Source organism: Magnetospirillum fulvum MGU-K5 (assembly GCF_000442515.1).
GTDB lineage: Bacteria > Pseudomonadota > Alphaproteobacteria > Rhodospirillales > Magnetospirillaceae > Phaeospirillum > Phaeospirillum fulvum_B.
This window is the reverse complement of record NZ_AQPH01000039.1, coordinates 22058-33284: the sequence shown is the minus strand read 5'-3', so window position 1 is coordinate 33284 and position 11227 is coordinate 22058. Positions and strand designations below refer to the sequence as shown.

Genomic DNA, 11227 nt, shown 5'->3' with positions numbered 1-11227 from the left:
CGCGTTCAGATATTCCAGCGCCTTGTTCGATCCCAGCGACAGAACCCAGCGGACCTTGATCCCGTCTTTGGCCAGCTCCTGTTCCAGCCAGCCCTTATCCTTCAGAACCAGACTGACCGGATTGTAATAGGCGTAGTCGATGCGGACTTCCTCGACCTTTTCGGTCGCCTGGGCGACGGCGGAAAAGCCAAGGGCGGTCAGGGCGACCAGCCCGAATCGAAGGGCGCGACCGACTCTGGTGGCGAAGAGCATGGGAGGACTCCGTTAATTACGGTGGCGAAGTGTTCTTTATCTAAAAACAACACTAATGACCACGCGCCAGCGGCGTCAACACAAAACCATAAAACCTATAGACTATAAGGATGTTGGGGCGAATGCCGTCCTGGCCTCGGCATCTTTTCGATGCGAGGCTGGGCGTGGCAATGGATAAGGGGCGGTGATATTCGGGTGTTGACCCGAATTGCGTGTGCGCGGGGCGCTACAGGCCGATGATATCGGACAGTCGGCGCAAGCCTTCGAGGCTGGCCCCGAGCAGGGCGATCAATCCGGCCAGCAGTAGCAGCAGAAACACCGCCAGCGACAGTCGGTTATCAATGAAGAAATGGATCACGCCGAGATGCCAGCGTTCGATCAGGGTGCGGTCGCCGTACAGCAGGCGGTCAAGCTGGCTTTTGCGCTGGCGTAACCCGGCAGCGGTCGCCGGACCGGCGGCCGAGGCGATCTCGCCGCGCCAGCGGAGCAGGCGGTCAAGGGCCACGTCGCGGCTGGGGCGGGGTGGCACCGTTTCCCCCGCCTTGGCGGCGATCGCGGTGTGGCGGTCGAGAAATTCCTCGGTGAAATCGAGGTGGGATTGCGCCGCGGCGGAGCGGGGGGCATAGACGCAGACCGGCAAACCGGCGGTCGCCGCCTCGATCACCATGTTGTCGCGGGGAATCTGGCTGCGATAAACGGTGCCGCCCAAGCGCGAGCGGATCAGGTCGCTGATCCGGCGGGCGGTCTTGTTGCGGTCGTGGATGGTGAACAGAACGCCCTGGAGCAGCAGGGATTTGTTCAATCCCTCCTGAACATATTTGATCGAGGGCAGGGTGCGCAGCAGCCCGTCATTGGCATAAGGCGTCGCGGTTACCGGAATGATCACCGCATGGGCGGCGGCCAGGGCGTTGATCGGCAGAATGCCAAGAGCGGGCGGGCAATCGATCACGACATAATCGCAATCGAGCTTGGCATTGGCGAGGATCGCGCTCAGCGTCCGTTGCGAGTTCTGAAGCTCGGACAGTTTGACCTCGATCCCGGCCAGACTGTAGGTCGACGGCAACACCCGCAGCCCGTCGTAAGGGGTGTCGCGGATCACGCTGTCGACCGGAGCATGGCTGATGAACAGGTCGAACACGCCTTCGCGGATTTTGGGATCGATCCCCAGGCTTTTGGTCGAATCTCCCTGGGAATCCAGGTCGATCACAATGACCGACTTGCCGAACGCAGCCAGACACACGGCAAGGTTCGTGCTGGTGGTGGTCTTGGAAATGCCGCCCTTTTGATTGAACAGTGCGACGACGTACGGTCTCATGTGCGCTGGTCGTCGGTCAGGGGGCGGCGGGGGAGCGCGAAACGAGACCTGAGCATATCCTGTACTTCCCCTAAAGCCGACCGTTTACCCCGAAACCTGTTACTTATGACCTAAGCATAGATAAAGGCCGCTTGCAACCGAAGAGGTCGATATCTCTAGGTTCCTTTCAGCAAAGGCGGACGCCGGTGCCGCCTAATCCGCAATAACCGCTAGGATTACGGGCCAGATATTGCTGATGTTCGGGTTCCGCCCAAAAGAACGGCCCGGCCGCTTCGATGCTGGTCGAGATGGTGCCGCGCCCGGCCTGATTGAGTGCCGCCTGATAGGTTTCAAGCGAGGTCCGGGCCTGACGATCCTGTTCGGGGGTCGCGGTCAGCACGATCGAGCGGTACTGGGTGCCGATATCGTTGCCTTGACGCATCCCCATCGTCGGATCATGCGCTTCCCAGAACAGGCGTAACAGCGTCGCATAAGAGATCATCGTCGGGTCGAACGCGACCAGAACCACTTCGGCATGGCCGGTGCGGCCGGTGCAGACCTCTTCATAGGTCGGATTGGCGGTGAAGCCCCCGGCATAGCCGACCGAGGTCGAATGCACGCCGGGCTGTTTCCAGAACAATCGTTCCGCCCCCCAGAAGCAGCCGAGACCAAAGATCGCCGTTTCAATCCCGGCGGGAAACGGCGGTAACAGGGGGGTGCCCAGCACCAGATGGCGATTGGGGACCACCATCGCTTCGGCACGGCCGGGCAGGGCCTCGGTCGCACTCACCATTTTGGTCTTGTCGTGTCTGCCGAACATCGTTGCCACGTCCTCCGCGTCTTAGGTCCTGGCCTTGATATGGGGGTGCCGTCTCAGCGTAGCGAGATCGCCGCCAACACTAAAGCGGTGATAACCGCGATTCCCCCCAGAAATAAGGTGCGCTGGAGCCGGTTGCGGGCGTCTTTTTCCGCGATGCGGCGTTGCAGCCAGCGAATCGTGACCTCGGCCGCGGCGGCTCCGGCAAAGTCGCTGAACACCCCTTGGATCGCCGACGGTTCGAATACGCCGTCATTGAATTCGTGCAGGGTGAAGCGGCACCACTCCCCCTCATACTCGACCTGACAGGCCCAGTCGCGCACCTCCCAGCGTGAATTGACCCGCCGGGTCGGTTTGGCCGACTCTTCCTGGTGGAACGAGAACTGGAATCCTTCGACGAAGGCAATCCGTGTCTCCGCCATCATCTCTCCCCTTGTCGTTCGGTTCCGGGCGGGCCGTGGCCCAAGTACCGGATGCCATGTGTAATAATTATTTCACCACGATTGAACAAGTCTTCAAGATATATGTCATCCCGTGGACATCGGCGATAGCTGAACTGTCGAGGTGCCGGTAATTAATTCCCGGAATGCAGGGGAATCCGGTCTCATACAGGGATGTTGTCTCTGGTCCGTGATTTTGCATCAACTTTTCATCAACAATTCATCAACCGAGGTGCGTCTTGACCCACCAGGACCTGGTTGTCCAAGCCCTCATGCCGGCTGCCCCCGGCGCCGTCGAAGTCCGTCTGGCCGAAAGTCGGGCCGAGATCGAAGCGGCTCAACGCATCCGCTATCGGGTGTTTTACGAGGAAATGGGAGCAAAGCCTACCGCCCTGATGCGTAAGCAGGATCGTGACTTCGACGAATATGACGATGTGTGCGATCATCTGCTGGTTTTGGCCGAAGGCGAAGTGGTCGGAACCTATCGCCTGATCCACCGCGCCGCCGCCGCCCGCGTCGGGCATTTCTATTCCGAGGGCGAGTTCGATCTGTCGGCGCTGCTGGCGACGTCGGGTCCAATCCTGGAACTCGGGCGGTCTTGCGTCGATGCGCGCTGGCGCCATCGCGGCACCCTGCAAATGCTGTGGCAGGGGCTGGCCGCCTACATGGTCGAGAACGACATCCGCCTGCTGTTCGGCTGCGGCAGCCTGCCCGGCACCGATCCGGCGGTGCTGGGTCCGCAGATCGCCTATCTGCGCGACAACCATCTGGCCCCGCCCGCCTTGCGCGGCCGGGCGTTATCCAGCCGTGACCGGATCGATTTCGCCGGGATCGAGGCGAGCTGGGATGCGAGACGGGTTCTCGCCTCGCTGCCGCCGCTGCTGAAGGGCTATCTGCGCCTGGGCGGAATGGTCGGTGACGGGGCGGTGATCGATCACCAGTTCAACACCACCGATGTTCTCGTCGTGGTCAGTGCCGCCGATATCGCCGGACGTTACGTCAAACGCTTCTCGGTGTGAGCCGAACCGACAAAAAAGCCCCCGGAGGATCGCTCTTCCGGGGGCTTTAACTGTTTTGGGTGACCGTTCGGCCGATCAGTCGGCCGCTTCTTCCGGCAGGGGGGCGTCGCTCGCCTCGTCCGGATCGGTCGGGATCAGGCGCAGGCGGCGTCCGTCCTTGCAAAAGCCCAGGCCGACCTGACCGTTCTTGAGCCGCAGCGCGTCTTCGCCGAACAATTCGCGGCGCCAGCCGCGCAAGGCGGGAACGTCGGCATCATCGGTCGAGGCGATCGCGTCGATGTCGGCCGAGTTGGCGACCAGACGGCTGGCGACGCCGTGCTCGTCGCACTTCATCTTCAGCAGAACCTTCAGCAGATCGACGACGGCACCCAATCCCTTGGGCACCTCGATCCGGTCGGGCGGAACCGGGCAGTCGCTTTCGGGCGTCTCAAGGCCGCGCCGCACCGCTTCCAGGATCGCCTGTCCCATCCGTCCTTCGACCAGTCCCTTGCCGATCCCGCGCATCCGGCCCAATTCGGCGGTGTCGCTGGGATGGTGGGCGGCGATCTCGGTCAGGGTCTCGTCGCGCAAAACCCGCTGGCGGGGCAGGTCGCGATCCTGCGCTTCGTGCTCGCGCCACGCCGCCAGTTCCTTCAGCACCGCCAGGAAGCGAGGCGAGTTCGAGCGCGGCTTCAGCCGCCGCCACGCCTGGGCCGGATCGACGCGATAGGTCGCCGGATCGGCCAGGATCGCCATTTCTTCGGCCAGCCATTCCAGGCGGCCGTTGCGTTCCAGCTTGCGCACCAGCTTTTCATAGGCGACGCGCAAATGGGTGACATCGGCCAGGGCGTATTGAACCTGCTTGTCCGACAACGGGCGGATCGACCAGTCGGTGAAGCGCAGCGATTTGTCGATCCGGGCCTTGGCCAATTGCGAGGCCAGGGTCTCGTAGCTGACTGCGTCGCCAAAGCCGCACACCATCGCCGCAACCTGCGTGTCGAACAGCGGCATGGGCAGCGCGCCCGCAATGTGAAGGAAGATTTCGACGTCCTGGCGGGCGGCGTGAAAGACCTTCAACACCGAGGTGTCGGCCATCAGCTCGAACAGCGGGGTGAGGTCGATGCCCGGTGCCAGGGGATCGATGACATGGGCTTCATCCGGCCCGCCCACCTGCACCAGGCAGAGGATGGGCCAATACGTCTTCTCCCGCATGAATTCGGTGTCGACGGTGACGAAGGATGCGGATTTCAATCGCTGACAGAAAGCCGCCAGCGACTCGGTATCGGAGATCATCGGCATGATGAGAAGTGATACACCTGACGGGGGGGAGCGGCAAGGACATCCGCAGCCCGTTCAAGCGGTTGTCGCCAATTGACGGCCGCCCGGATTATACTTCGCCACCGACTCGGACCAAGCACGATCCCTTCCTTGTCCGCCCGGTTGCGCAGGCAAAGCGCAAGGGCGGCCGGCAAAGGGGCAAACCTGCCTTGACAAAGGCAGGGCGGGGGTGCCTTTCTTCGCGGTTCCGAGCCAGCAGGCTGTCGAAAGTACGGAGTCACGGTCACATGCACGTCTATAGAACCCACACCTGCGGCCAGTTGAAGGCCACGGACGCCGACTCTCAGGTCCGGCTGTCGGGATGGGTCCATCGCAAGCGCGATCACGGCAATCTGCTTTTCGTCGACCTGCGCGACCATTACGGCATCACTCAATGTGTCGCCGATATCTCCAGCCCGGTGTTCTCGGTGCTGGAGCGGGCGCGCCCCGAAAGCGTCGTCACCGTGACCGGCAAGGTGGTTCTGCGCTCGGCCGAGACCATCAATCCGCGCCTGCCCACCGGCGAGATCGAATTGCAGGTCGCCGAGGTTGAGATCCAGTCGATCGCCGACGTGCTGCCGATGCAGGTTGCGGGTGACCAGGATTATCCCGAGGACATGCGGCTGAAATATCGCTTCCTCGATCTGCGCCGCGAAGACGTCCACGCCAACATGATGCTGCGCTCGAAGGTGATCGCTTTCCTGCGCCGGGCGATGCAGGACCAGGGCTTCACCGAGTTCCAGACGCCGATTCTGACCGCCAGCAGCCCCGAGGGTGCCCGCGATTATCTGGTGCCGTCGCGGATTCATCCCGGCAAGTTCTATGCCCTGCCGCAGGCGCCGCAGCAATTCAAGCAGATGCTGATGGTCGCGGGCTTTGATCGCTACTTCCAGATTGCCCCCTGTTTCCGTGACGAAGCCGGGCGTGCCGACCGCAGCCCCGGCGAGTTCTATCAGCTCGATTTCGAGATGAGCTACGTCACCCAGGAAGACGTGTTCGCCGCGATCGAGCCGGTGCTGGAAGGGGTGTTCCGCGAGTTCGGCAAGGGCCGCACCGTCACTCCCGCGCCGTTCCCCCGCATCGCTTACGCCGACGCGATGCTGAAATACGGTTCGGACAAGCCCGACCTGCGCAACCCGATCCTGATCGCCGACGTTACCGAGCCGTTCCGTGGTTCGGGCTTTGGTCTGTTCGCCAAACTGGTCGAGAAGGGATCGGTGGTCCGCGCCATTCCGGCCCCCGGTGCCGCCGCCCAGCCGCGCTCGTGGTTCGACAAGCTGAACGAATGGGCGCGCGAGAACGGCGCGGGCGGTCTGGGCTATATCCAGTTCGCCGCCGAAGGCCCGAAGGGGCCGATCGCCAAAAATCTCGATCCCGAACGGGTCGAGGCGATCCGTGTCGCCGCCGGTCTGTCCGAGGGCGACGCCGTGTTCTTCGCCTGCGACAAGCCGCTGGCTGCCGCCAAGTTCGCCGGTCAGGTTCGCACCAAGCTCGGCAACGAACTCGATTTGCTGGAAAAGGACGTGTTCAAGCTGTGCTGGACCGTCGATTTCCCGATGTACGAGTTGAACGAGGATACCGGCCAGATCGAGTTCTCGCACAACCCGTTCTCGATGCCGCAGGGCGGGATGGAGGCGCTCCAGACCCAGGACCCGCTGACGATCAACGCCTATCAGTACGACATCATCTGCAACGGCGTTGAACTGTCGTCGGGCGCGATCCGCAACCATCGCCCCGACATCATGTATAAGGCGTTCGAGATCGCGGGCTATACCGCTGCCCACGTCGAGGAACATTTCGGCGGCATGCTGAACGCGTTCAAGTTCGGCGCGCCTCCGCATGGTGGTGCCGCTCCCGGCGTCGATCGCATCGTGATGTTGCTCGCCGACGAGCCCAATATCCGCGAGGTGATCCTGTTCCCGATGAACCAGCAAGCCCAGGATCTGCTGATGCAGGCCCCGGCGGCGGTGCTGCCCGAGCGGCTGCGCGAACTGCACCTGAAGCTCGACCTGCCCAAGCCGAAAAAGGATGCCGAAGCCGCCGCGTCCTGACGCCCGGCTCCGGTCCAATCGAAAGGCCGATCCCTCGCGGGGTCGGCCTTTTCTTTATGGGACTGGCAATAGTTTGTTGGGGCCTCGCCCCAAACCCCGCCCGGGAGGCTTGGCCTCCCGGACCCACCCTGTCTTTATCCGAAGAAACAAAGGGGTGTTTGCGGGCTTGGCCCGCAAGCGGGTTCGGGGAGATAGCCCTTATTCGGCCAATTCTCTCCTCAGAACAGATCCTTGTAACGGATGTGGCAAGACTTGCAGGTTGAACGCAGCGCGGAAAAGCTCTTCTCCGCTCCGGCGCGATTGCCGGTTTCAGCTGCGTGCGCAAGAGTCTCAGCGGCACGCCGGAACTCCTCTGCACGGGAAGAGAAATCGGCGAAGTGAATCCAAATGTCGGTGCTGGCACTGGTCTTGCCCCCCTGCCCACTGCCAGCGGGAAACAAGTCGGGAATCCGGGCTGCGAAGTTGGCTACGGTCTGGGCGTCAGCTCCGACCTTATCCAGCTTGTCCTCCGATAACCCATCTTCAATTCGTGCGATTAAAGCCTTCACGTTCTTGAAGCCGACAACACGCTCCTCAATCCAATCTGTCGCATGGGCAAGTCCGGCTGATAGGATTGTTACCATCAGAGCCATAAGTAAAAGGCGAGTAACGGCCATCACCGCTCCTCCCGAGAAAATGCCACCATGCCCTCACGATGGGCCAAGCCATCACGCATGTTGCAGGCCAGCAGTGCAAAGTTGACGGCCCCGGCGAGAAATTCCACAGCCTGCACAGAGTAGAACCAGAAGTCGAAGGCGTGAGATGCCGCCTTCCAGGCGAGGAAGAATGCTGCGGGAACAAGAACCAGCAGGCCGTTTCGGGCAATATGTTTCATCCGGGCGATCTTGACCGCACGTCCCTCACGGTCAGTGGTGGAAAGGCGGAAACCCGTGGCTCCAGCGCTGGCCAGAGAGGCAATCAGCAACGGCAAGCCCCAGAGAATCGCAATCTTAACCGCAGCGATGTCGGCCGGGCTGCCGAACGTTTCCACCAGCAACGTCGACACTTGAAAAATAGCGATGGTCGCGAGGCCCATCCCGCCTGCGATCGGATGAAGGCGGCGAATGAAAGAATGATATGACATGACAGTGTCACTCCGATGGGATACATAGTGAGCTATGTATCACCGCCAAGAATTGGATAGCAAGCTATATATGTCGCTAAATCGCCTCCGTTCCGCCGGGTATATGACCAACTGGGCAGCGCGCCTGTTCGCCTTGGCCATTGAGCAGCGATTGAAGCCGCACGGCATCGCCCCAGCATATCTGCCTATCTTCTTCGCCCTCGGGCAGGGCGAGGCCTTGTCACAAAAGGCGCTGACTCAGTTCGCTGCTGTCGAGCAGCCGACGATGGCGGCGACCCTAAACCGGATGGAACGGGACGGGCTGATCCAGCGCACCAGTGATCCAGCGGATCGACGAAGTTCGCTGATATCTCTAAGCGAAATAGCTCGTAGTAAGATGGATATTGTCTTCCAGGCGACATCTGAAGTTAACGAGGCAGCACTCTCCAGCCTTAGTCAGAACGAGCGATTTTTGTTTTATCTCAATGCTTGAAAAGATAGTTGATTGTCTGGAGTTGGGGCAGCGCACACATCGGCGATAAATGATGAAAAGAGTCGGTTCAGTTTTACGCTGATCTCCCCAACTGCTGCCGCAAGCGGGGTCCAGTCCAGACCCATGCATCGGCAGAACCGGCCACGTATCGGTTCTACTTAGCGCGCGAGACCGCGGCATTGATAATGTTGGGCGGGCTTGGGCCGCAAGCGGGTTCGGGGAGATAGCCCGGTTGCGACAGCAAAAGCTATTGCGGGGTATCGTCTCTCGCCTGGGCTTGGCAGGTGGGGCAGTGGCCTTCGACCTCGATGGTCTGGCGGTTGACGGTGAAGCCGAGGCGGGCGGCGGATTGGGCGATTTCCCGGTCCAGCGCGGGATCGTCCAACTCGGCAGCCATACCACACTGAGCGCACAGCAGGATCTGGCCGCCGTGGGCGTGGCCGGGATGGGGGCAGCCGATAAAGCCGTTGCGGGAAGTGACCCGGTGGATCAGCCCGTGGGCGAGCAGGAAATCGAGGGCGCGATAGACCGTAGGCGGTGCGGCGGAGCGGCCCTGCCGTCCCAGGCTTTCCAGCAGGGCATAGGCCCCGACCGGGCGATGGCTTTCCCACACCAGTTCGAGAACGATCCGGCGGATGTCGGTCAGCCGCGCGCCACGGCGGCGGCATTCCTGCTCGGCTGCGTCAAGCGCGGCCTGGATACAGGCGGAATGGTCGTGTCGTGCGGCGGGAAAGGCCATGCTTGGTCCGTGAATTTTGTTATGTTATAACGTTTCTCCCCTCGATGATCGCACGAGAGGAACGGCTTGCGAAGGGGCAATTCCCCGGTCCGGTCACGATGGCGCGGCAAGGCTTTGCGTCATGGCGGCTCTGGTCTATATCAGGGGGCCGTCTTGCCTAGGAGAGCTTTATGTCCGCCGTGATCGACCCCACCGCCGCGCTTGATCTGCTGAAATTCGATTCCAATGGATTGGTCGCGGCGATCGCCCAGCAGCATGACAGCGGCGAGGTGCTGATGATGGCCTGGATGAATCGCGACGCGGTGATCGAGACGCTGGCGACCGGCCAGGTCTGTTACTGGTCGCGGTCGCGCTCTCGGCTGTGGCGCAAGGGCGAAAGCTCGGGCCAGCGCCAGCGTCTGGTCGATTTCCGCATCGATTGCGACGGCGACACCGTTCTGCTCTGTGTCGATCAGGAGGGGGTTGCCTGTCACACCGGGCGACGCCACTGTTTCTATACGGCCGTCCGTCCCGAAGGATTGGTCGAGATCGCGCCGGTGCTGGTCTCTCCCGACCAGTTGTACGGAGCCTGAACCAAGGACTACCCCCCGCTATGAGTCTGATTCCCGTCACCGTGCTGACCGGCTTTCTGGGCAGCGGTAAGACCACCTTGCTCAATCATCTGCTGGCGCGGCCGGAATTGTCGGACACCGCCGTTCTGATCAACGAGTTCGGTTCGGTCGGGCTTGACCATCTGCTGGTCCGTCCGGTCGCCGAAACGGTGGTGCTGCTGCAATCGGGGTGTCTGTGCTGCACCGTGCGCGGCGATCTGGTCGAGGGGATGCGCGACCTGTTCATCAAGCGGACGCGGGGCGAGGTGCCGGACTTTTCGCGGGTGGTGATCGAAACCACCGGATTGGCCGATCCGGCGCCGATCATCCACACCCTGATGACCGATCCGATGATCGCCTCGCGCTACAAGCTGGATGGCATCGTCGCGACGATCGACGCGGCGTGCGGCGATCACACCCTTGACGCCCAGCCCGAATCGGTCAAGCAGGCGGCGGTGGCCGACCGTCTGATCCTGACCAAAAGCGATCTGGCCACGCCCGAGGCGCTGGCGGCGTTGCGGGCGCGGCTGGCCCGGTTGAATCCGGCCGCTCCGATCATTGTCGCCGATCATGGCGAGATCGATCCCGCCGCGATTCTCGATGCCGGGCTGTTCAGCCGGGATTCGAAAATTCCCGACGTTGCCCGTTGGCTGAACGAGGAAGCCTATCGCGACCACGGTGACGATGATCACGACCACGACCATGATCACGGGCATAAGCACGGCCATCACGACCATGGACATAAACACGAGCATCATGGGCACGGCCACCACAGCCACGATCCCAACCGTCATGACGACCGCATCCAGTCATTCGTCTTCACTACCGACGAGCCGGTATCGTGGCCGTCGCTGGCTTTGGCGCTGGAGCTGATGATTTCGTCGAAGGGCGAGAATCTGTTGCGGGTCAAAGGCATCGTCAATGCCCGCGAAGTTCCGGAACCGCTGGCGATCCACGGGGTCCAGCACGTCTTTCACCCGCCCGCGCCGTTGCCGGGCTGGCCCGACGACGATCACCGCACCCGGATCGTCTTTATCACCCGCGATCTTCCGCGCGAGATGGTCGAAGAATTGCTGTCGGGGGTGCTGGCTCTCGATCTGGCCGGGTAGGGGAGCGGTCGCACAAGGACGGGGC

General features: G+C 62.0%; 12 protein-coding genes and 1 pseudogene. 5 read left to right on the top strand and 8 right to left on the bottom strand.

Annotation, left to right across the window (positions count from 1 at the left end; all coding sequences use genetic code 11):
* The 4 genes and pseudogenes from K678_RS10875 to K678_RS10860 all read right to left on the bottom strand — a co-directional run.
* Positions 1-252, bottom strand: a pseudogene (locus K678_RS10875) (aliphatic sulfonate ABC transporter substrate-binding protein); the annotation flags it as partial.
* 226 nt (positions 253-478) lie between these two features.
* On the bottom strand, positions 479-1567 hold the full coding sequence (locus K678_RS10870; protein ID WP_021132496.1) for a ParA family protein: 1089 nt from the start codon (positions 1565-1567) through the stop codon (positions 479-481).
* A 166-nt stretch (positions 1568-1733) separates the two neighbouring features.
* Positions 1734-2366 (bottom strand): peptide-methionine (S)-S-oxide reductase MsrA, encoded by a 633-nt coding sequence (gene msrA / locus K678_RS10865; protein WP_021132495.1) that lies wholly within the window; start codon positions 2364-2366, stop codon positions 1734-1736.
* Between the two features lie 53 nt (positions 2367-2419).
* On the bottom strand, positions 2420-2788 hold the full coding sequence (locus K678_RS10860) for a hypothetical protein (RefSeq protein ID WP_021132494.1): 369 nt from the start codon (positions 2786-2788) through the stop codon (positions 2420-2422).
* A gap of 254 nt (positions 2789-3042) precedes the next feature.
* Between K678_RS10860 and K678_RS10855 the strand changes: the two genes are divergently transcribed.
* Positions 3043-3822, top strand: a complete 780-nt coding sequence (locus tag K678_RS10855) for a GNAT family N-acetyltransferase (RefSeq protein ID WP_021132493.1) — start codon at positions 3043-3045, stop codon at positions 3820-3822.
* Between the two features lie 75 nt (positions 3823-3897).
* On the opposite strand, the gene rnd is transcribed toward K678_RS10855, so the two are convergent.
* A complete protein-coding gene (gene rnd, locus K678_RS10850) occupies positions 3898-5100 on the bottom strand; it encodes a ribonuclease D (protein ID WP_021132492.1) in 1203 nt (400 codons plus the stop codon).
* A 266-nt stretch (positions 5101-5366) separates the two neighbouring features.
* On the opposite strand from rnd, the gene aspS reads away from it, so the two are divergent.
* Positions 5367-7169, top strand: a complete 1803-nt coding sequence (gene aspS / locus K678_RS10845; protein ID WP_021132491.1) for an aspartate--tRNA ligase — start codon at positions 5367-5369, stop codon at positions 7167-7169.
* 218 nt (positions 7170-7387) lie between these two features.
* On the opposite strand, the gene K678_RS10840 is transcribed toward aspS, so the two are convergent.
* Positions 7388-7825 (bottom strand): cytochrome c, encoded by a 438-nt coding sequence (locus K678_RS10840; protein ID WP_021132490.1) that lies wholly within the window; start codon positions 7823-7825, stop codon positions 7388-7390.
* Positions 7825-8292, bottom strand: a complete 468-nt coding sequence (locus K678_RS10835) for a hypothetical protein (protein WP_021132489.1) — start codon at positions 8290-8292, stop codon at positions 7825-7827. Before K678_RS10835 ends, K678_RS10840 begins: the two co-directional genes overlap by 1 nt.
* Before the next feature lie 34 nt (positions 8293-8326).
* On the opposite strand from K678_RS10835, the gene K678_RS10830 reads away from it, so the two are divergent.
* Positions 8327-8764: a MarR family winged helix-turn-helix transcriptional regulator gene (locus K678_RS10830; RefSeq protein WP_021132488.1), complete on the top strand. Its 438-nt coding sequence runs from the start codon at positions 8327-8329 to the stop codon at positions 8762-8764.
* A gap of 247 nt (positions 8765-9011) precedes the next feature.
* Here K678_RS10830 and K678_RS10825 read toward each other — a convergent pair whose 3' ends face one another.
* A complete protein-coding gene (locus K678_RS10825; RefSeq protein ID WP_021132487.1) occupies positions 9012-9503 on the bottom strand; it encodes a Fur family transcriptional regulator in 492 nt (163 codons plus the stop codon).
* A gap of 170 nt (positions 9504-9673) precedes the next feature.
* Between K678_RS10825 and hisI the strand changes: the two genes are divergently transcribed.
* Positions 9674-10075 carry a phosphoribosyl-AMP cyclohydrolase gene (gene hisI, locus K678_RS10820; RefSeq protein ID WP_021132486.1) on the top strand — a complete coding sequence of 134 codons (402 nt, stop codon included), beginning with the start codon at positions 9674-9676 and terminating at the stop codon, positions 10073-10075.
* 20 nt (positions 10076-10095) lie between these two features.
* Positions 10096-11202, top strand: a complete 1107-nt coding sequence (locus K678_RS10815) for a CobW family GTP-binding protein (protein ID WP_021132485.1) — start codon at positions 10096-10098, stop codon at positions 11200-11202.
* Positions 11203-11227: the final 25 nt, after the last annotated feature.